Raw genomic sequence first — 18,694 nt, forward strand, 5'->3', positions numbered from 1 at the left:
GTCAGGCGGCCGACGAGGCCGTGGGGACGGTGACGGCCTCGTCCGTGCGGCGGCGGCGCACCGTCCAGAAGATTCCGGTGCCCACGGCGATGGTCGCGCCGACGCCGATGACCCCGGCGAGGCCGCCGGAGAGGCGGGCGTCGTCGACGTCCTTGACGCCGTAGTCGGCGAGCGGGGAGTCGGCGGCCGCGTGCTCGGTCACCTTCTGGTCGATGCCCTTGTCGGCGGCGACCTTCTCCAGGCCGTCGGGGCTGGCGGAGGCGTAGAAGGAGACGAAGCCGGCCAGGACCAGGGCGGTGACCAGGCCGGTGGCCCACACCTTCTTCGGCGAGCGGGCGGCGGCGACGGCGGCCGGGGCCGCGGCGGCGGCCGGGGCGTCGACGAGTTCGCCTCCGACGCGCAGCTTCAGCGGCGCGGACATGCCGCGCGCTCCGTGCACCAGGTCGGGGCGTACGGCCAGTACGGCGCCCACGGTCGCGGCGGTGATGGCGGCCTCGCCGATGCCGATCAGCGTGTGGACGCCGACCATGGCGCCGAACACCGTGCCGATGGGGACGTCGGTGGTGCCGCCGAGGGAGTAGAAGACGGTGAACATGACGGCTGCGGCGGGCACCGAGAACAGCGCTCCGACGAAGGCGGCCGCGGTCACCGAGCGGCGGGTGTCGGGCAGCAGCTTCAGCAGCCCGCGGAAGATCGCGTACGCGACGACCACGGTCACGACGCCCATGGTCCAGACGTTGACGCCGAGGGCGGTCAGCCCGCCGTCGGCGAACAGGACGCCCTGCATGAGCAGCACCACGGACACGCACAGCACGCCGGTGTAGGGGCCGACGAGTATCGCGGCGAGCGCCCCTCCCAGCAGGTGGCCGCTGGTGCCGGCGGCGACCGGGAAGTTGAGCATCTGGACGGCGAAGATGAAGGCGGCGACGAGGCCGGCGAGCGGCGCGGCCCGCTCGTCGAGCTCACGGCGGGCACCGCGCAGGCTCACGGCCACCGCTCCGGCGGCGGCGACGCCTGCGGCGATGGAGACGGGGGCGTCGATGAAGCCGTCGGGTACATGCATGGGGCTGCTCCGCTTCTGCGGTGGTGCTCGCGGTGAGACTCACCGAATCTTTAACCGTTCAAGAATAGTGCCCAATTGCAAACCGTTGGCAAGAGCGTCCACATCACAAATGGCGGCGCGCGGATTCGTGGGAATGTGCGAGGCTGGGGGCAATACGGACGGATACGTTCCGATTCGAGGAGTCTTGTCGATGTCTGCGACCGCCGAGAATCCACCCACGACCGCCGGTGCGACCGCCACCGTTGCCGCCGCCGCTGCCGTCGCCGCTGCCGTCGAGGAGCGCGTCCGCGCGCGGGTGATCACCGACGACCCGCTCTACCGGACCATCCCGGTCGCGCTGCGCTTCGCCCCCGCCGAGCCCCTGGCCGTACGGATCGTCTTCCCCGCCGGCATCTCCCCCGAGGGCACCGACAACGAGTGGGTCTTCCCCCGCGCGCTCCTGGAGGCGGGCCTCCAGGCCCCGACCGGTACCGGCGACGTACGCGTCTGGCCCTGCGGGCGCGTACAGGCCGTCGTGGAGTTCCACTCCCCCGAGGGCGTCGCCGTGGTCCAGTTCGACATCGCCGCCCTGCGCCGCTTCCTGCGCCGTACGTACGCCCCCGTCGCCCGTTAGGCCCAACGGCGGCGGCCCCGACGACGGCGGCCCCGCACCCGTCGATCGGGTGCGGGGCCGCCGCCGTGCGGTTGAGCGGTCGTGCGGTCGTGCGATCAGACCTTCGCGAGCTCGCGGTCCTTGTCCGGGTCCTGCGGGGCCGAGGCATCGAGGTGCTTGCGCAGGCTCTCGCCCTCCACGTCCACGTTCGGCAGGATCCGGTCCAGCCACTTCGGCAGCCACCAGGCCTTGTGGCCGAGCAGTGCGAGCACCGCCGGGACGATGGCCATGCGGACGACGAAGGCGTCGAAGAAGACAGCGATGGCCAGGCCGAAGCCGATCATCTTCACCATCTGGTCGCTGGCGCCCATGAAGCCGGAGAACACGGCGATCATGATGACGGCCGCGGCCACGACCACCCGGGCGCTGTACTGGAAGCCGGTCACGACGGCCTGCCCCGGACGCTCCCCGTGGACGTACGCCTCGCGCATGCGGGTGACGAGGAAGACCTCGTAGTCCATGGCCAGACCGAAGACCACGCCCACCATGAAGATCGGCATCATCGACATGATCGGACCGGTCTGCTCCACTCCGAAGAGCGAGCCGAGCCAGCCCCACTGGAAGACCGCGACGACGGCGCCGAGGGCGGCGACCACCGAGAGCAGGAAGCCGAGGGCCGCCTTGAGCGGGACCAGGATCGAGCGGAAGACGAGCATCAGCAGCAGGAAGGCGAGGCCGACGACGAGTGCCAGGTAGGGCAGCAGCGCGTCGTTCATCTTCTGCGAGAAGTCGATGTTCATCGCGGTCGCGCCGGTGACGAGGACCTCGTCCCCGCTGCCTTCGCGGATCTTGTGGACCAGGTTCTCGGTCTCGACGGAGGACGGGCGGTCCTTCGGGATGACCGTGATCACGGCCGCGTCGGCGTCCTTGTTGAGGGTCGGCGGGGTGACCGCGACGACGCCTTCCAGACCCTTGATCCGGTCGGCCGTCTTGTCTGCGAGCTCCTTGTTGCCGTCCACGACCACCATCAGCGGGCCGTTGAAGCCCGGGCCGAAGCCCGCGGACAGCAGGTCGTACGCCTGGCGCTGGGTGGTGGAGACCGGCTGGGCGCCGTCGTCCGGCAGGCCCATCTCCAGCTTGCTCGCCGGGATCGCGATGGCGCCGAGGCCGATCACGCCGACCAGCAGGACCATGATCGGGCGGCGCAGGACGAAGCGGGCCCAGCGGGTGCCGCCGTTGGGCCCGGCCTCGGTGCCGGCCGGCTTGCCCTTGCCGAACAGCTTGCTCTTCGTGCCGGCGGGCAGGACCTTCTTGCCCGCGAACCCGAGGATGGCCGGAACCAGCGTCAGGGCCACCAGGACGGCGATGACCACGGTGCCCGCGGCCGCGAAGCCCATCTTGGTCAGCATCGGGATGTTGACGACGGCCAGGCCCACCAGGGCGATGACCACGGTCAGACCGGCGAAGACGACGGCGGAGCCGGCAGTTCCTGCGGCCCGGCCCGCGGCCTCGTCACGCTCGCGGCCCTCGGCGAGCTCCGCGCGGTAGCGGGAGACGATGAAGAGGGCGTAGTCGATGCCGACCGCGAGGCCGATCATCATCGCGAGGGTGGAGGTGGTGGAGCCGAGGTCCAGCACGTTGGCCAGCGCGGTGATCGAGGAGACACCGATGCCCACGCCGATCAGCGCGGTCAGCAGCGGCAGTCCGGCCGCGATCAGCGAGCCGAAGGTGATGACGAGGACGATCGCGGCGACGATGATGCCGATGATCTCGCCGGAGCCCGTCTCGGGGGCCGCCATCAGGGCGTCGCCGCCGATCTCGACGGTGAGGCCGGAGGCCTTGGCCTCGTTGCCCGAGTCCTTGAGCGTCTCGCGCGTCTCGTCCTTGAGCTCCATGCCGCTGACCGTGTACTTGACGCTCACGTAGGCGGTGGAGCCGTCCTGGCTGACGGCCTGGGCCTCGTACGGGTCGGCGACCGAGGAGACCTGCTCCTTGCCCGGGCCGTCCCGCAGCTCGGAGACGATCTTGTTGACCCGGTCCTTGACGGCCGGGGAGTCGACCTTCTCGCCCGCCGGGGCCTTGATGACTATTCGGGCGGTGGCGCCGTCGGCGGCCATCCCCGGGAAGCGCTGGTCCAGCAGGTCGAAGGCCTTCTGGGCCTCCGTGCCGGGTATCGAGAACGAGCCGGAGGTGGGGGCGGACGCCGACGCCGCGCCGAAGCCGGCGGCGAACAGCAGCGCCACCCAGACGAGGGCGACGAGACGGCGGCGCCGGAAGGCGCCCCTGCCGAGTCTGTAAAGGAAGGTGGCCACGTCGGTGGTTCTCCCGTTCGGGTCGTGGGATGGGATCAGGGCAGAAGCCGGTCCGACGACGAGAGCGGCGTGTCAGGAACAGCGGGAACAGCGAGGAAAGCGCGTGCGGCAGTTCAGACGCCGAGGGCGGGGAAGACCACGGCGTCGATGAAGTCACCGAGGAAGCGCCGGTCGACGGACCGGTCCTCGATCAGCGGGAGCGCGATGAACGCCCCGATGAGCATGTGCGGTACGAAGGCCAGGGCCGGACAGTCCGGGGCGATCTCGCCCCGGTCCACGGCCCGCTGCAGCATCACCTGCAGGCCGGTGATCTCCGGGTCGACCAGCAGGTCCCGCAGCGCCTTGTGGAGCTCCGGGCTCTCGTGGACCGCGTGGGTCAGGCCCCGCATCAGCGCGGTGTCCTTCGCCATCTGGTCGTCGTCGGAGTGTTCGATCATGAGCGCGAAGTCCCCGCGCAGGCTGCCCGTGTCGATCTCCCGCAGGGAGACCGGCTGGGTGCACCGCAGGGCTCGGGCGACCAGCTCGGGCTTGCTCCCCCACTGGCGGTAGAGGGTGGCCTTGCTGGACTTCGTACGGGCGGCGACCGCGTCCATGGTCAGCGCTTCGTAGCCGACCTCGCGCAGGAGGTCGAGGACCGCCCCGTGGAGTTCGGCCTCCCGCTCGGGGGTGATCCGGCTGCGGCGCGACGTGACTTCTTCGGCCATCTCGGCATCTCCCTTCCGGCACGCTCATCGAGACGAAACTGTTTCGTACGGATAGGACGATACCCCGGGATCCAGCGAAACGAAACCGTTCCGTTTCGTTCCGCGCAGTGTCGTGGGTCACCTTGGATCACCTGTACGAGTTGCCAGCCCCCCTTGGCGCGGAAAGCATTGGGGGGTGAGTCACGACGTCGCGTACCTCCGGTTCCCGCACCTGCACGACGACCTGCTGTGTTTCGCCACCGAGGACGATCTTTGGGTGGCGCCCTTGGTTCCCCCTGGAGATCCGGTCGGCCGGGCCTGGCGGATCACCGTCGACCGGACCCGGGTCAGCCACCCCCGTTTCTCTCCCGACGGCCGGCACATCGCCTTCACCACCTGGCGCAGCCTCGACCCCGAGATCCACCTCGCCCCCGTGGACGGCGGCCCGGCCCGCCAGCTGAGCCACTGGGGCGCCACCGACACCCGCGTCTGCGGCTGGACCCCGCCCGACGAGGACGGCCGCAGCGACATCCTGGCCGTGTCCTCGCAGGGCCAGCCCTTCTCCTACTTCTCCTGGGCCTACAGCCTGCCGACCGACGGCTCCCCCGGCGGCCGGCTCCCCTGGGGCCCGGTCTCCGACATCGCCGTCCACGAAACCGACGGGCCCGGCAGCGAGCGGCGCACCCTGCTGCTGACCGGCAAGCCCCCGCACGAGCCCGCCGCCTGGAAGCGCTACCGCGGCGGCGCCACCGGCCGCCTGTGGCTGCACGGCCAGAGGCTGCTGGAGGGCCTGGAGGGCCACCTCGACTCGCCGATGTTCGTCGGCGGCCGGATCGCCTTCCTCGCCGACCACGAGGGCATCGGCAACCTCTACTCATGCCTGCCCGACGGGACCGACCTGCGCCGGCACACCGACCACGAGGAGTTCTACGCCCGGCACGCCTCCAGCGACGGCTCCCGGATCGTCTACCAGTGCGCCGGGGACGTCTGGCTCGTCGACTCCCTCGCCGCCGACAGCGTCCCGCGCAAGCTCGACGTCCGCCTAGGCGGCCCCCGCGCGGGCCGGCGCACCTACCAGGTGCCGGCCGCCAGCCACGTCGACTCGCTGTCCGTCGACGCCACCGGGCGGGCCAGCGCCGTCGTCGTGCGCGGCAGCCTGTACTGGCTGACGCACCGCGACGGCCCCGCCCGGACCATCGCCGACACCCCGGGCGTGCGGGTACGGCTGCCCGAGATGCTCGGCAGCGGCGGGCAGGTGGCGTACGTGACGGACGCGGAGGGCGAGGACGCGATCGAGATCGCCTACCTGCCCCGGGCCTCCGGCGAGCGGGAGCCGCGCCGGCTGGCCTCGGGCGAGCTGGGACGGGTACTGGAGCTGCTGTCGGACCCGGACGGCGAACGGCTCGCCATCGCCTCCAACGACGGGCGACTGCTGCTCATCGACGCGTCCGAGGAGTCCAACGGGGAGGTCACCGAGCTGATCCGGTCCATCAACGGGCCGGTCACCGACCTGGCGTTCTCGCCCGACGGAACCTGGCTGACCTGGTCCCACCCGGGCGTCGGGCGCTCGCTGCGGCAGATCAAGATGGTCCGGATCTCCGGCCCCGGCCCGCGGGCGATCGTGGACGTCACCAACGGCCGCTTCGAGGACGAGAGTCCGGTCTTCACCCGTGACGGCCGCTACCTCGCCTTCCTGTCGTGGCGCGGTTTCGACCCGGTCTACGACGTGCACACCGGCGATCTGTCCTTCCCGCTGGGCTGCCGCCCGTACCTCGTACCACTGTCCTCGGCGACCCCCTCGCCGTTCGCCTTCTCGCCCGACGGCCGCCCGGCGGCGGGCGGGCTCGACCCGGCCGAGGGGGACTCCGACTCCGGCGACGGCGCGGTGACCGTGGAGGTGGAGGGGCTGGAGAGCCGGGTCACCCCCTTCCCGGTGTCCGCGTCGAAGTACTCGGCCCTGTACCCGGTGAGCGGCGGCGGGCTGGTGTGGCTGCGCTGGCCGATCTCCGGCGCGCTCGGCGAGACCTTCGCCAACCCGGCCGACACCAGCGGCAAGCCGACGCTGGAGCACTTCGACATCACCAAGGCCCGCAAGACCGAACTGGCCTCCGGGCTGGACTGGTTCGCGGTCAGCGGCGACGGGACCCGGCTCGTGGTGAACGACGACGGCGACCTACGGGCGGTCCCCGCGACCGAGTCGGGCGACAGCGACTCCACCGTCTACCTGGACCTGCGGCGGATCCTGCACGAGGTGGACCCGGCGGCCGAGTGGCGCCAGGCCTTCGAGGAGGCCGGGCGGATCATCCGGGCGTACTTCTGGGCGCCGGACATGTGCGGCATCGACTGGGACGGGGTGCTGCGCCAGTACCGTCCCCTGGTCGAACGGGTCGCCTCCCCGGACGAGTTCGCCGACCTGATGCGCGAGGTGCTCGGCGAGCTGGGCACCTCGCACGCCTACGTCTCCCCCGCGCGCCGCAACGAGGGCCCCCCGCACTACCAGCGGGCCATCGGGCTGCTCGGCGCCAACCTGGTCCCCCGGGACGGGGCCTGGGTCGTCGCCCGGATCCTGCCCGGCGAGTCCTCCGACTCCAAGGCCCGCTCCCCGCTCGCCGGCACCGGCATCCGCGAGGGCGCGGTCCTGACCCACGTGGACGGCCGGCCGGTGGACCCGGTCACCGGACCCTACCCGCTGCTCTCGGCCGCCGGCGGCACCACGGTGGAGCTCACCTTCGAGCCCGCGGAGGGCGAGGGCCGGGCCCGGCGGGTGGCGGTCGTGCCGCTGATCGACGAGCGGCCGCTGCGCTACCAGGACTGGGTGTCCAAGCGGCGCGCGGTGGTCCGGGAGATCAGCGGCGGCCGGTGCGGCTACCTGCACATCCCCGACATGGGCGGCTCGGGCTGGGCGCAGTTCAACCGCGACCTGCGGATGGAGATGTCCCGGCCGGCCCTGATCGTGGACGTACGCGGCAACGCGGGCGGGCACATCAGCGAGCTGGTGGTGGAGAAGCTGACCCGTACGATCCTCGGCTGGGACCTGACCCGCAACGCCCAGCCGGTCTCGTACGCCTCGAACGCGCCCCGGGGTCCGATCGTGGCACTGGCCGACGAGGCGACCTCCTCCGACGGGGACATGATCACCGCGGCCTTCAAGCTGCTGGGGCTCGGCCCGGTGGTCGGCCAGCGCACCTGGGGCGGGGTGGTCGGCATGACCGGCCGGCACACCCTCGGTGACGGCACGGTGATCACGGTGCCGATGAACGCGGCGTGGTTCCCGGAGTACGGGTGGTCGGTGGAGAACCACGGTGTGGAGCCGGACCTGGCGATCCTGCGCACCCCGCTCGACTGGGCGGAGGGGCGGCACGCCCAGCTCGACGACGCGGTGCACCTGGCGCTGGAACTGCTGGAGCAGGACCCGGCCCTGCAACCGCCGGGGTACACGGACGTACCGGACCGGCGGCGTCCGAAGCTGCCGCCGCGGTAGCGGGCACACGGGCACACGAAAGGGGCGCGACCCGTGGAACGGCACGGGTCGCACCCCTGGAGCGGTTGCCGGCTACTTGTCGAAGTTGTCGTCGAAGGCGTCACGGGCCCTCTGGGCCTGCGCCTTCGCATCCTGCTCGACCTGCGAGGAACGTTCCGGGGCCTCGTCCTGGGAACCTCGCGCCTCGGCCTCGGCCTCGGCCTGCTCCGCGAGCCGCTTCGCCTTTTCCTGGAACTGGTCCTTGATACCCATGCTGTTCCCTCCTGGAAGGGTGTCGGGGCTTGGCACGGACCAGCCTGGCACGGCCGGACATTCCTCGCATTCCGGCTAGCTGCGCCGGCTCCGGTCCTGCTCGTCCGCAGCCCCGCCGGCCCCCACAAGTCCCGTGGAGACACTGGCCAGTCGGGGTTCGAACCGCTTCATCTCGCGCTGTCCGACAGTCGCGATGATCCCCGGGAGGTACCCGCGCATCCCCTGCATCCCGCGCAGCCACCACTGCGCGTACACGTGCGGCGAGCGCCGCTCGATGCCCGCCACGATCCGGTCGACGGCCGGGCCCAGCGGGTACGTGCGGTTGGACGGCCACGGCAGCCGCTGGCGCAGCTCCCGCATGACCTCGTCCTGGTCGGCGCCGCGCACCATGTCGGTGTCGGTCCAGGAGAGGTAGCCGACGCCCACCTTGACCCCCTTGTAGCCGACCTCGGCGCGCAGGCAGTGCGCGAAGGCCTCGACGCCCGACTTGGACGCGCAGTACGCGGTCATCATCGGCGCCGGGGTGATCGCGGCGAGCGAGGCGATCTGCAGGAAGTAGCCGCGGCTCTCCATCAGTACGGGCAGGAAGGCCCGGCCGGTGACGGCCCCGCCGATGAGGTTGACCTCGATCACGCGGCGCCAGGCGTCGGGGTCGGAGTCGACGAACGGCCCGCCGGCGGCCACGCCCGCGTTGGCCACGACGATGTCCACCTTGCCGAAACGCTGCTTGACCTCCTGCGCGACGCGGGCCATGGCCTCGTGGTCGGTGACGTCGGCGTACCAGTGGTCGCTGTCGGTGTGCAGCCGCTCGGAGACCTCCTTGAGCGCCTCCGGCTCCAGGCCCACCAGGGCGATCTTCGCGCCGCGCGCGGAGAGCTTGCGGGCGAGCAGCTCGCCGACGCCGCGGGCTGCGCCGGTGACGACGGCGACCTGGCCTTCCAGACTCCTGCGAGCACTCACGGCGTCTTCTCCTTCTCGGGGGCGGGCAGGTAGGAACCGGCGAGTTCGCGCACGGCGTTGGTGACGGCTTCCGGGGCCTCGATCGGGGTCATGTGCCCCATGCCCGTCAGCTCGGTGAGCCCCACGCAGTTCGGCAGCGCGGCGGCCAGGCCCCGGGCGTGCACGATCGGGGTCAGGCGGTCGTTCTTGCCGCCGATGACGGCGGTGGGCGCGGTGAGCGCGGCCAGGTTCGCGTCCAGGTCCAGCCCGGCCAGCACCCGGGACCACGCGTGGCGGACCCCGGTGGGGCAGGCGTGCACGATGCGGGCGCAGGCCTCGACCTTGTCGGGTGCGGAACCGGGGCCCATGGTGGCGTACTTCAGCACCTTCCTGGCCACGGGCGTCACGGGCCCGAGCGGGGCGCGGCTCCCGAGGATCGCGCCGGTGACACGGGTCCGCGCCCGCCCGGCGCGGACCGGCAGGACCAGCGACTCCTCGACCAGTGCGCTGCTGCCGGTGCTGCACAGCAGCACGGCCGCGGCGTGCTCGGCGAACTCCGGCCGCCCGGCGGCGGCCATGATCGTCATGCCGCCCATGGAGTGCCCCGCGACCACGGCCCGCTCACCGGGGGCGAGGGTGGCGCGCAGGACGGCGACGAGGTCGTCGGCGAGGGCGGTGGTGCTGTACGCGGTCGCCGCGGGGCTGCGGCCGTGGCCGCGCTGGTCGTAGGCGATGACCCGGTGGGTGCCCGACAGGGCCCGTACCTGCGCGGCCCAGAAGGCGGTGGAACAGGTCCAGCCGTGTGCCAGCACCACGGCCGGCGCGCCTTCCTCCCCGTGCACCTCGACGTGCAGCCGGGCCCCGTCGGCGGAGGTGGCGACGAGCTCGCGCCGGGCGGCCACGGGCGCGTACGGCCCGGCGGTGACGTGCGTCAGGCGGCTCACGCGGCGCCCTCCTCGACGGCGGCGGCCTGCGCGGGAGCGGCGGCGGCCGGCACGGCCGCGGCCCCGGCGGTGCGTTCGGCCTTCGCCGCGGCCGGGACCCGCTCGCGGTCCCGCTCCCGGACGCGCACGACCTCGTACTCGGCCAGGTCCACGCTCCGCGTCTCGCGGCGGAACTCGCCGGTGGTCCCCGGCCAGACCGTGGTGTTGCGGCCCTGCCCGTCCAGGTACCAGCTGGTGCAGCCGCCGGTGTTCCACACCGTCCGCTCCATCCGGTCCTGGACCTTGCGGTTCCAGGTGTTGACGGCCGAGGGCCTGGCCGCGAGCGCGACCCGGCCGCCGAGGACGTCGAGCTGCCGCATGTAGTCGGCCATGTAGTTCAGCTGCGACTCGATCATGAGGATCATCGAGCTGTTCCCGAGCCCGGTGTTCGGCCCGATGATCGTCATCCAGTTCGGGAAGCCGGCCGCCGTCGCCCCGCGCAGCGACTGCATCCCGTCCTTCCACACGTCCGCGAGGGTCTTGCCCTCCGCGCCCACCACCCGGTCGGCGATCGGCATGTCCGTGACGTGGAAGCCGGTGCCGAAGATGATCGCGTCGACCTCGGTCTCGGTCCCGTCGGCCGCGACCAGCACCGATCCGCGGATCTCCTTCAGCCCGGAGGCGACCAGGTCCACGTCGGGCCGGGCCAGCGCCGGGTAGTACTCGCTGGAGAGCAGGATGCGCTTGCAGCCGATCCGGTACGAGGGCGTCAGCTTGGCCCGCAGCGCCGGGTCCTTGATGGAGCGCGCCATGTTCGCCTTGGCCAGCGACTCGATGAGCCCGAGCTGGTTCGGCCGCTTGGTGAAGGCGCTGACCTGGAGTTCCCGGATCCCCCACAGCAGCCCGCGGCGCGCCGCCCGGGTGAAGGGCAGCTGGCGGTGCAGCCAGCGCTCGATGGCGGTGATGGCCCGGTCGGTGCGCGGCATCACCCACGGCGGGGTCCGCTGGAAGAGCGTGAGCCGCTCCGCCTCGGGCGCGATGGCGGGCACGATCTGGATGGCGGAGGCGCCGGTGCCGATCATGGCGACGCGCTTGCCGCGCAGGTCGTAGTCGTGGTCCCAGCGGGCCGAGTGGAAGACCTTGCCGGGGAATCCGGCGAGCCCTGGGACCTCCGGCATCTTCGGGTCGGACAGCGGCCCGGTGGCGGAGACGACGACGTCGGCGGTGAACTCCCCGCCCGAGGTCTCGATCTCCCACCTCAGCTGGTCCGCGTCCCAGCGCATCATCCGGACCTCGTGGTTCAGCCGGATGTGCGGGCGCAGCCCGAAGGTGTCGGCGACGTGCTCCAGGTACTCCCGGATGGCCGGCTGCCCGGAGAAGGTCCGGGGCCAGTCGGGGTTGGGCGCGAAGGAGAACGAGTACAGGTGCGAGGGGACGTCGCACGCGCACCCGGGGTAGCTGTTGTCGCGCCAGGTCCCGCCGACGGAGTCGGCCCGTTCCAGTACGACGAAGTCCGTGATCCCCTCGCGCCGCAGCCGCACGGCCGCGCCCAGTCCGCCGAATCCGGACCCGATCACCGCCACCCGTACGTGCTCACGCCCGTCCATGCCACCGCCCATGCCGCTCATGCCCGCCGCCTTCCGCTTCCGCAGTCCCAGCCCAGCCCAGCCACACCCACAACGCTGCCAGCAATCACTGGCACAATCGGGAGAGTAGAGCAGCCCCGTACCCATGGGTAGGGGTCGTGCCCGGAAAGTTACTGCGGGTACGCCCTAGGCTGCGCATGTGGCGGAAAACCGGACCGGACCGAGGAGCACAGTGCGCGAATACCGGACGGAGGAGCTGGCCGAGGCGGCCGGCATACCCGTGCGCACCCTGCGCTTCTACCGCGAGCGCAAACTCCTCCCGCCGCCGCGCCGCGAAGGCCGCATCGCCTGGTACGACGACCACCACCTGGCCCGGCTCCGCACCATCGCCGCACTGCTGGAGCGCGGCCACACCCTCGGCGGCATCGCCGAACTGACCGCCGCCTTCGAGAAGGGCCGCGACGTCGGCCAGCTCGGCGAGCTGCTCGGCATCGGCTGGTCGGAGGAGACCCCGGTCCGCCTGTCGCCGGAGGCCCTCGCCGACTACTTCGAGGGCGAGGTCACCCCGGAGAACCTGGCGGCCTCCCTGGACCTCGGCTACCTTGCCACCGACGGCGAGGAGATCGTCCACGTCAGCCGCCGGCTGCTCGACGTCTCCTCGGCGCTCGTCCGCGAGGGCGTCCCGTTGTCCGCCGTGCTGGAGACGGGCCGCCGGGTCCGCGAACACGCCGACGCGATGGCCGCCCTGTTCTCCGAGCTCATCTCCGCCCACCTCGGGGAGGAGGCCCTGCGGAGGCTGCGCCCGCTGGCCAAGAGCGTGGTCGAGGCCGAGCTCAGCATGGCGATGGACCGCCTCCACAAGCCGTCCGCTCAGGAGCCGAGCTCGTAGACCACGGTCACCGGAGCGTGGTCGGACCACCGCTCGGGGTGCGTCTCGGCCCGCTCGACGAAGGCCTTCACGGCCTTGCCGGCCAGCCCCGGGGTCGCGACCTGGAGGTCGATGCGCCACCCGGCGTCGTTGTCGAAGGCGCGCCCGCGGTAGGACCACCAGGAGTACGGCCCCTCGGTGTCCGGGTGCAGCTCGCGCACCACGTCCACGTATCCGGCGTCGGAGTACACCTTGCCCAGCCACTCCCGCTCCTCGGGCAGGAAGCCGGCGTTCTTGCGGTTCGTCTTCCAGTTCTTGAGGTCGGCCTCCCGGTGGCAGATGTTCCAGTCCCCGCACACCACGACCTCGCGCCCGTCGGCGGCGGCCCGCACCTTCAGCCCCGCGAGGTAGGTCAGGAACTCCCCCATGAACCGGTACTTCTCGTCCTGCTTCTCGGTCCCGGCCTCCCCGGACGGCAGGTAGAGGCTCGCCACGGTCACGCCGGGCAGGTCCACCTCGATGTACCGCCCGGAGGAATCGAACTCCTCGCTCCCGAATCCGACCTGCACCCGCTCGGGCGCCCGCCGCGTGTAGAGCGCGACCCCGGCCCGGCCCTTGGCGGCGGCCGGCGCGAACACGGTGTGCCAGCCCTCGGGCTCCCTGGCCTCCGCCGGGATCTGACCCTCCTCGGCCCGCACTTCCTGCAGGCAGACGACATCGGCGTCGGATCCGTCGAGCCACTCCACGAAGCCCTTCTTCGCGGCGGCGCGGATCCCATTCACATTCACGGAGGTCACAGTGAGCATCCCTGCACCATAGCGGGAGGGTTCCGTACGATATTCGAATGTCTCACGGGATCCAGCTCCGCGCCGTGCCGTACGACCACCCCGACGCGGTGAAACTCAACGACCAGGTCCAGCTCGAGTACCAGGTGCGCTACGACGGCGAGGGCGATGTCACATTCCTCGACCCGGCGATGTTCGAACCGCCGAACGGCCTCTACCTCCTCGCCTACGACGCCGCGGGCGCCCCGATAGCCAGCGGCGGCTGGCGCAGCCAGGAGGCGAACGACGAGGGCTACTCGGACGGCGACGCCGAGCTGAAGCGCATGTACGTCGTCCCGGAGGCCCGCGGCCAGGGCCTGGCCCGCCGGATCCTCGCGGAGCTCGAAGCCGACGCCCGCGCGGCGGGCCGCCGGCGGATGGCCCTGGAAACGGGCGACCAGCAGCCGGAGGCGATAGCCCTCTACCTCTCCGAGGGCTACACGGCGGCCCCGAAGTTCGGCTACTACCGCCTCTACGAATCCAGCCGCTGCATGGCCAAGCCGCTGCTGCCGTCTCCTTCCCGGTCGCAGCATTAGGGGGTGTCTGGGTCAGAGCCAGGCAGCGGGGTCCGAACCCCAGCGGGACGGGCCCCGCCCCCACTCCCCGAAGGGCACCGGCGAGGCGGCGTACCGCAGCCCGCCGTACCCGGACCGCACCTCCCGGAGCCACGGCTCCGCCGCGTACCCCGGTTCGGCCGCGCCTGCCCCCGGAACGTCCCGCACGAGCCACGACGCCGTCCCGGCGAGGGAGTACCGCAGCGACCGCCCGCCCCCCTCGGCGAGGGCCCTCAGCACCCCGGCCGCCACGAGGTACCCCGTACCGTGGTCGAGGGCCTGCGCCGGCAGCGCGCCCGGCACCCCGTCCGGGCCCGCGTACCGGGCGGCCACGCCGTACCCGGCCTGCACCAGCGAGTCGAAGCCCCGCCGCCCGGCCCACTCCCCGTGCCACCCCCACGCGCACAGCTCCGCCACCACCAGCCCGGGCCGGCGCGCCAGCAGCTCCCGCGCCCCGAGCCCGTACCGCTCCAGCGCCCCCGGCCGGTACCCCGTCACCACCACGTCCGCCCCGGCCAGCAGCCCCTCGAAGACGGCCCGGTCCGCCCCGTCGGCCAGGTCCAGCAGCGCGGACCGCTTCCCGAACCCGGTGTCCGCGTACGCGTCGTCCGCCTCCGGCAGCCCCGGCGAGTCGATCCGCAGCACGTCCGCGCCGAGCAGCCCGAGCGTCCGCGTGGCCACCGGCCCGGCGATGACCCGGGTCAGGTCCAGCACCCGCACCCCGGCGGCCGGAAGCGCAGCCGGGCCCAGGACCCGGCCGCGCCCCTCCCCCACCCGCGTCTCCACCAGCGGCTGCGGCTCCCCGTACTCCGCGGCGACCGTGACGGCGAGCCCGCCGGCCGCGTACACCGCCTCCTGCACCTCCACGGCCGGCCGCGCCGCCACCGCGTCCGCGACCGCATCGGGGGTGGCGGGCACTCCCAACGCCCGTACCAGGGCCGCCTCGTGGTGCGGGTAGTTCGCGTGCGTGCGCACCCACCCGTCGGCCGCCCGCCAGAACCCCGACAGCGGGGCGAAGTTCACCGGCGCCCGTCCCCCGACCCGCAGGTGCCGCTCGCTGACGAAGGCCGTCGCGACGGCCCCTTCGTCGACCACCACCGGGCCCACGTCCTGCACCCCGCCGCCGCCCCGCACCGCGGCCAGCTCCGCCGCGGCCAGCGCGCACACCCCGACGGTCGCGCGCGCCAACTCCCGCACGGGCAACGGCCCCTCCCCGAGCCCGCTCCCACCCCGGTAGGACACCCGCCCCACCGCTCCGTCCACCCCGCCCAACGCGGCCCAAGCCTGCGCGGTCCCACCGTCGTCAACCGTCATGGGTCCATTGTGGAGCGCGCCCCGCAGCCGCTCAGGGGCGGGCGTAACTGCCGAGGCCGACGAGGCAGTAGACGTACTGCTTCACGGGAACGCCCCCGACCGTGTAGCTGTACGAGAACTTGTACTCGCTCCTGGGGTTGTCCTCGCAGCGGTCCAGATCGGTGGTGTTCGAGATGCGCTGGATGACGAGGTAGTGGGCGTCGGGCGAGGAGCAGGGGACCTCCTTGTTGGAGACGGGCGCGGGGGTCGTGGAATCGGGGAGGGTCCCGTCGAGGCAGGTGCCCTCTCCGTAGGGGCTCGGCTCCGGCGCCTCGGGGGTGGGCGTCTCCACGGTCGGCAGCGCGTGGACGGGGCGACCGGAGACGGCGGTGGCGGTGCCGGCGGCGGTGCCGATGCTTCCGACGGCGATGATGCCGCCGACCAGGCCGCAGGCCACCAGGCGGCGGCGGGAGTTGCCCTTGCGGGGTACGACGGGAATTGCGCGCAGGGTGGTCACCGGACGCTCCAAGGGTGGGGTGGCCCGGGTGCCGCAAGATCCGGGCACCGCACGGGCGTTCCGCAGTCGGCCCCGCGGAAGCGGGCCGGACACATCGGCACCAACCCAACATAGAACAGCTCCGGACCGCCCGCACACCGAGACGGCTCACTGCCCGGCCGGCCCCGCGGGAAGTTCTTCCGTACTGCAATCGCCCTGGGCTCGGCCCGCGTTCGGGCAGCAATACGGGCGGACCCCGGAAACGCAGAGATCCCGCCCGGTCTTTCGACCGGACGGGATCTCGTGACGTTCACGAGAGCTACTCGCGAACTGTCGTCTGTGGACCTGTGGGGATTTGAACCCCAGACCCCCTCGATGCGAACGAGGTGCGCTACCAGACTGCGCCACAGGCCCTTGCGACGTGTGAAACATTAGCATCCCCGCGCGGGTGCTCCAAAACCGATAGTCAGGAGCGTCCGTGCAGGTCACCGATCACTCGTTCGCCGCGCGGGGGCGGTCCTCGCCCTCGTACTGGTCGAACAGCGGCGTACGTGCCGCATCGCGGGTGCGGGGGCGGGACGGGGGCTGCTGGGGGTGCGGCTGGGCGCGCAGGCGGGGTTCCGTCGGCTCCGCCGTGCTGGAACGGGCCGCGCTCCAGGCGTCCGGGGCCGCGGGGCCGGTGGCGCGCGGGGCGACCGGGGCCGTCACGTACGTCGGCAGCGGGACCGGTACCGGCTCCCAGCTGTCACCGCGGGCCGGGCCGCGGCCGCGTTCGCGCTGCTGGTCCACCCACTCGGCGTGGTCGGTCTGCTCGACCAGCGCGCGGCGCCCGGCCTCCTGCGGGGAGACCGGTGGCGCGGGGTCCGGTTCGGCGCCGGCCTCGGCCTCGGGCTCCCGCCGGCGCGGGCGGTTCTCGCGCAGCTGGCGGGCGGCCGCCTCGGCGCGCCGCCGGTCCATGGTGAACTCGTAGCGCCTGCGCTCCTGGACCCGCAGGTGCACGATGTACGCGCTCAGCAGCACGGCCGGCACGGCCGGGGCCCACAGGTACTGCAGCCCGCCGACGGCCGCCGCGACGGCGCCGAGCGTGAAGATCAGGAAGAGGAGCGCGGTGGTGCGCCGACGGCGCGCGAGCACCTGGAGGCGCTGCTCGCGCCGGGCCCGCTCCGCCCGGTCCGCCCGCTCGGAGGCGGCCGATCTCGGCTCCGCCCTGGTCGGGGGCACGGCGATGGCCCGGGCGTCGGCGTCCACGGAATTCACCGTTTCCGTCGCGGCGTCCGGGTCCGCGGGGGGCTGGGGCTGTGCCTCTTCGTCACCGCGCCCGCGCAGTCCCTTGGCGTAACGGCGCTCCATTCCCGCCCGGCCGGACAGCAGCCGGATGGCAGTGGAGAAGCGTTCCGTCGGACGGGCTTCGTTCAGCTCGTCCTGCCTCCGGAGCCACATGGGCACCAAGTAGGCGGCCCAGGCCCCGACAATGACTGCGTAGATGAGGCCGCTGCTGCTCACACCTCACACCGTAGAGGGGCGCGGCCGAGGGAATCCGCCAATTGAGCCGGTGTGTCGCACGATCCGGCTGATATCACGGACTTTTTTTGTGATTCTTCGGATCAAGTTATGGGCGAATCGGTTCCCGAACGCTCAAATTCGAACAGATATTCGCTTTTTCATTTGGGCGGCGAGTTCGGGTGCCGGTCGCGGTGCCAGCGGCGCAACAGCCCCTCCGGCACCTCCTCCACCGTGAGCGCGTACACGAGGTGGTCGCGCCACGCGCCGTCGATGTGCAGGTAGCGCGGCCGCAGCCCCTCCTCGCGGAAGCCGAGCTTCTCCACGACCCGCCGGCTCGGCCCGTTCTCCGGGCGGATGCACACCTCCATCCGGTGCAGGCCCACCTTCGCGAAGCAGTGGTCCACGGCCAGCGCGACCGCGGTGGGCATCACGCCGCGGCCCGCCACCTCGCGGTCCACCCAGTAGCCGACGTGGCCCGCGCACATCGAGCCCCAGGTGATCCCGGCGACCGTCAGCTGGCCGACGAGCCTGCCCTGGTACTCGATGACGAAGGGGAGCATGCGCCCCGCGTTCGCCTCCGCCCTCAGGTGGCGGACCATCTGGCGGTACGTGGGCCGCTGGATCACCGGCCCCCAGGGCGCGGGCGGCGGGATCGTCGCCTCCCACGGCCGCAACCAGTCGCGGTTGCGGCGGTTGACCTCGCGCCAGGCGGCCTGGTCCCGCAGCTTTATCGGCCGGAGCGTGACATCGCCGTCCGTCAGCACCACCGGCCAGGAAGGCCCGTTCAGCTCGGGCTCCCGGAATGTCTGCCGGGCGGTACGGGGTGATCGCCGCCCCGGATCTGGTCCACGGCGTGCAGCAGGACGCGGGAGAGCACGGCGAGGCCGTCGCGGACCCCGCCCGTCGAGCCCGGGAGGTTCACGATCAGGGTGTGCCCGGCCACGCCCGCGAGGCCCCGGGACAGCGCCGCGGTCGGCACCTTCGCCAGGGACTCGGCGCGGATGGCCTGCGGGATGCCCGGGATCTCGTAGTCCAGCACCCGCGCGGTGGCGTCCGGGGTGCGGTCGGTCGGCGAGATGCCGGTGCCGCCGGTGGTGAGGATGACGTCGTACCCGGCGGCCACGCCCTCGCGCAGCGCCTCCTCGACGGGATCCCCGTCCGGGACGACGCGCGGGCCGTCCACCGCGAAGCCGAGCGCGCCCAGCCCCTCGGCGAGCACCGGCCCGCCCCGGTCCGCGTACACGCCCCTGGAGGCGCGGTTGGAGGCCGTGACCACCAGGGCGCGCAGCTCCGCCGGTGCGCCGGCCTCGGGGGCGTGCGCCGCC

Annotated in this window: 17 protein-coding genes and 1 tRNA gene; 4 read left to right on the top strand and 14 right to left on the bottom strand. The window is 72.6% G+C overall.

Annotation, left to right across the window (positions count from 1 at the left end; all coding sequences use genetic code 11):
• Window position 1: 1 nt before the first annotated feature.
• Window positions 2-1,063, bottom strand: a complete 1,062-nt coding sequence (locus tag AB0M99_RS02670) for an energy-coupling factor ABC transporter permease (RefSeq protein ID WP_365916769.1) — start codon at window positions 1,061-1,063, stop codon at window positions 2-4.
• 190 nt (window positions 1,064-1,253) lie between these two features.
• Between AB0M99_RS02670 and AB0M99_RS02675 the strand changes: the two genes are divergently transcribed.
• The gene (locus tag AB0M99_RS02675; RefSeq protein WP_365916771.1) at window positions 1,254-1,676 is read left to right on the top strand and encodes an SsgA family sporulation/cell division regulator; all 423 of its coding nucleotides are present in this window, start codon (window positions 1,254-1,256) and stop codon (window positions 1,674-1,676) included.
• Window positions 1,677-1,771: 95 nt separating this feature from the next.
• Here the strand turns inward: AB0M99_RS02675 and AB0M99_RS02680 are convergent, their stop codons facing one another.
• Both AB0M99_RS02680 and AB0M99_RS02685 read right to left on the bottom strand, forming a co-directional pair.
• A complete protein-coding gene (locus AB0M99_RS02680) occupies window positions 1,772-3,967 on the bottom strand; it encodes an MMPL family transporter (RefSeq protein WP_365916773.1) in 2,196 nt (731 codons plus the stop codon).
• Between the two features lie 113 nt (window positions 3,968-4,080).
• A complete protein-coding gene (locus AB0M99_RS02685; protein WP_365916775.1) occupies window positions 4,081-4,671 on the bottom strand; it encodes a TetR/AcrR family transcriptional regulator in 591 nt (196 codons plus the stop codon).
• Window positions 4,672-4,846: 175 nt separating this feature from the next.
• Here AB0M99_RS02685 and AB0M99_RS02690 point away from each other — a divergent pair, with 175 nt between their 5' ends.
• A complete protein-coding gene (locus tag AB0M99_RS02690; RefSeq protein ID WP_365916777.1) occupies window positions 4,847-8,131 on the top strand; it encodes a S41 family peptidase in 3,285 nt (1,094 codons plus the stop codon).
• Between the two features lie 72 nt (window positions 8,132-8,203).
• On the opposite strand, the gene AB0M99_RS02695 is transcribed toward AB0M99_RS02690, so the two are convergent.
• The 4 genes from AB0M99_RS02695 to AB0M99_RS02710 form a co-directional block, all read right to left on the bottom strand.
• Window positions 8,204-8,383, bottom strand: a complete 180-nt coding sequence (locus tag AB0M99_RS02695) for a hypothetical protein (RefSeq protein ID WP_365916779.1) — start codon at window positions 8,381-8,383, stop codon at window positions 8,204-8,206.
• Window positions 8,384-8,458: 75 nt separating this feature from the next.
• Window positions 8,459-9,343, bottom strand: a complete 885-nt coding sequence (locus AB0M99_RS02700) for an SDR family oxidoreductase (protein ID WP_365916781.1) — start codon at window positions 9,341-9,343, stop codon at window positions 8,459-8,461.
• The gene (locus AB0M99_RS02705) at window positions 9,340-10,266 is read right to left on the bottom strand and encodes an alpha/beta hydrolase (protein ID WP_365916783.1); all 927 of its coding nucleotides are present in this window, start codon (window positions 10,264-10,266) and stop codon (window positions 9,340-9,342) included. Before AB0M99_RS02705 ends, AB0M99_RS02700 begins: the two co-directional genes overlap by 4 nt.
• Window positions 10,263-11,852 (bottom strand): NAD(P)/FAD-dependent oxidoreductase, encoded by a 1,590-nt coding sequence (locus tag AB0M99_RS02710; protein ID WP_365916913.1) that lies wholly within the window; start codon window positions 11,850-11,852, stop codon window positions 10,263-10,265. The genes AB0M99_RS02705 and AB0M99_RS02710 overlap by 4 nt, the downstream gene beginning before the upstream one ends.
• Window positions 11,853-12,030: 178 nt before the next feature.
• Here AB0M99_RS02710 and AB0M99_RS02715 point away from each other — a divergent pair, with 178 nt between their 5' ends.
• On the top strand, window positions 12,031-12,720 hold the full coding sequence (locus AB0M99_RS02715) for a MerR family transcriptional regulator (RefSeq protein WP_365916785.1): 690 nt from the start codon (window positions 12,031-12,033) through the stop codon (window positions 12,718-12,720).
• Here AB0M99_RS02715 and AB0M99_RS02720 read toward each other — a convergent pair.
• Window positions 12,702-13,505: an exodeoxyribonuclease III gene (locus AB0M99_RS02720; protein WP_365916787.1), complete on the bottom strand. Its 804-nt coding sequence runs from the start codon at window positions 13,503-13,505 to the stop codon at window positions 12,702-12,704. The genes AB0M99_RS02715 and AB0M99_RS02720 overlap by 19 nt on opposite strands.
• Before the next feature lie 38 nt (window positions 13,506-13,543).
• Here AB0M99_RS02720 and AB0M99_RS02725 point away from each other — a divergent pair, with 38 nt between their 5' ends.
• On the top strand, window positions 13,544-14,059 hold the full coding sequence (locus AB0M99_RS02725; protein WP_365916789.1) for a GNAT family N-acetyltransferase: 516 nt from the start codon (window positions 13,544-13,546) through the stop codon (window positions 14,057-14,059).
• A gap of 12 nt (window positions 14,060-14,071) precedes the next feature.
• On the opposite strand, the gene AB0M99_RS02730 is transcribed toward AB0M99_RS02725, so the two are convergent.
• The 6 genes from AB0M99_RS02730 to AB0M99_RS02755 form a co-directional block, all read right to left on the bottom strand.
• Window positions 14,072-15,391, bottom strand: a complete 1,320-nt coding sequence (locus tag AB0M99_RS02730; RefSeq protein ID WP_365916791.1) for a CoA transferase — start codon at window positions 15,389-15,391, stop codon at window positions 14,072-14,074.
• 31 nt (window positions 15,392-15,422) lie between these two features.
• Window positions 15,423-15,887 (bottom strand): hypothetical protein, encoded by a 465-nt coding sequence (locus AB0M99_RS02735; RefSeq protein ID WP_365916793.1) that lies wholly within the window; start codon window positions 15,885-15,887, stop codon window positions 15,423-15,425.
• A 319-nt stretch (window positions 15,888-16,206) separates the two neighbouring features.
• Window positions 16,207-16,280 (bottom strand) — tRNA-Ala (locus AB0M99_RS02740).
• A gap of 78 nt (window positions 16,281-16,358) precedes the next feature.
• On the bottom strand, window positions 16,359-17,369 hold the full coding sequence (locus tag AB0M99_RS02745) for a hypothetical protein (protein WP_365916795.1): 1,011 nt from the start codon (window positions 17,367-17,369) through the stop codon (window positions 16,359-16,361).
• 158 nt (window positions 17,370-17,527) lie between these two features.
• Window positions 17,528-18,136, bottom strand: coding sequence for a GNAT family protein (locus tag AB0M99_RS02750; RefSeq protein ID WP_365916798.1), 609 nt, complete (start codon window positions 18,134-18,136; stop codon window positions 17,528-17,530).
• A 17-nt stretch (window positions 18,137-18,153) separates the two neighbouring features.
• Window positions 18,154-18,657 (bottom strand): MogA/MoaB family molybdenum cofactor biosynthesis protein, encoded by a 504-nt coding sequence (locus AB0M99_RS02755; protein WP_365916914.1) that lies wholly within the window; start codon window positions 18,655-18,657, stop codon window positions 18,154-18,156.
• Between the last annotated feature and the right edge of the window lie 37 nt (window positions 18,658-18,694).

Origin of the sequence: Streptomyces sp. NPDC051183, assembly GCF_040682455.1 — a bacterium.
Lineage (GTDB): Bacteria > Actinomycetota > Actinomycetes > Streptomycetales > Streptomycetaceae > Streptomyces.